This is a genomic window from Pseudomonas sp. NFACC51 (assembly GCF_900103575.1).
Taxonomy (GTDB): Bacteria; Pseudomonadota; Gammaproteobacteria; order Pseudomonadales; family Pseudomonadaceae; genus Aquipseudomonas; species Aquipseudomonas fluorescens_Q.
In genome coordinates this window covers 1-1,590 of record NZ_FMXH01000031.1, presented here as the reverse complement: position 1 = coordinate 1,590, position 1,590 = coordinate 1, and the positions used below count along the sequence as shown (strand labels likewise).

Here is a 1,590-nt window from a genome sequence, read left to right as displayed (position 1 = left end):
CAGCCTACCACCTTAAACTTGGACAACCAACGCCAAGCTGGCCTAGCCTTCTCCGTCCCTCCATCGCAATAACCAGAAGTACAGGAATATTAACCTGTTTTCCATCGACTACGCTTTTCAGCCTCGCCTTAGGGACCGACTAACCCTGCGTCGATTAACGTTGCGCAGGAAACCTTGGTCTTTCGGCGTGGGTGTTTTTCACACCCATTGTCGTTACTCATGTCAGCATTCGCACTTCTGATACCTCCAGCAAGCTTCTCAACTCACCTTCACAGGCTTACAGAACGCTCCTCTACCGCATCACTTACGTGATACCCGTAGCTTCGGTGTATGGTTTGAGCCCCGTTACATCTTCCGCGCAGGCCGACTCGACTAGTGAGCTATTACGCTTTCTTTAAAGGGTGGCTGCTTCTAAGCCAACCTCCTAGCTGTCTAAGCCTTCCCACATCGTTTCCCACTTAACCATAACTTTGGGACCTTAGCTGACGGTCTGGGTTGTTTCCCTTTTCACGACGGACGTTAGCACCCGCCGTGTGTCTCCCATGCTCGGCACTTGTAGGTATTCGGAGTTTGCATCGGTTTGGTAAGTCGGGATGACCCCCTAGCCGAAACAGTGCTCTACCCCCTACAGTGATACATGAGGCGCTACCTAAATAGCTTTCGAGGAGAACCAGCTATCTCCGAGCTTGATTAGCCTTTCACTCCGATCCACAGGTCATCCGCTAACTTTTCAACGGTAGTCGGTTCGGTCCTCCAGTCAGTGTTACCTAACCTTCAACCTGCCCATGGATAGATCGCCCGGTTTCGGGTCTATTCCCAGCGACTAGACGCCCTATTAAGACTCGCTTTCGCTACGCCTCCCCTATTCGGTTAAGCTCGCCACTGAAAATAAGTCGCTGACCCATTATACAAAAGGTACGCAGTCACCCAACAAAGTGGGCTCCCACTGCTTGTACGCATACGGTTTCAGGATCTATTTCACTCCCCTCTCCGGGGTTCTTTTCGCCTTTCCCTCACGGTACTAGTTCACTATCGGTCAGTCAGTAGTATTTAGCCTTGGAGGATGGTCCCCCCATATTCAGACAAAGTTTCTCGTGCTCCGTCCTACTCGATTTCACTTCTAAGATCCTTTCGCGTACAGGGCTATCACCCACTATGGCCGCACTTTCCAGAGCGTTCCGCTAAAATCAAAGAAGCTTAAGGGCTAGTCCCCGTTCGCTCGCCACTACTAAGGGAATCTCGGTTGATTTCTTTTCCTCAGGGTACTTAGATGTTTCAGTTCCCCTGGTTCGCCTCTTGCACCTATGTATTCAGTACAAGATAACCATCTTATGATGGCTGGGTTCCCCCATTCAGACATCTCCGGATCACAGTCTGTTTGCCGACTCCCCGAAGCTTTTCGCAGGCTACCACGTCTTTCATCGCCTCTGACTGCCAAGGCATCCACCGTATGCGCTTCTTCACTTGACCATATAACCCCAAGCAATCTGGTTATACTGTGAAGACGACATTCGCCGAAAATTCGATCTTGCTCAAAGAGCAACTCACAAATTTTACCTTAGCCTGATCCGTTACCAGTGAAAGTAACGT

Annotated in this window: 1 rRNA gene; it reads right to left on the bottom strand. The window is 50.3% G+C overall.

The features are described from left to right. A 23S ribosomal RNA gene (locus BLT00_RS30600) occupies nt 1–1,470 on the bottom strand; the annotation flags it as partial. Nucleotides 1,471–1,590 lie beyond the last annotated feature (120 nt).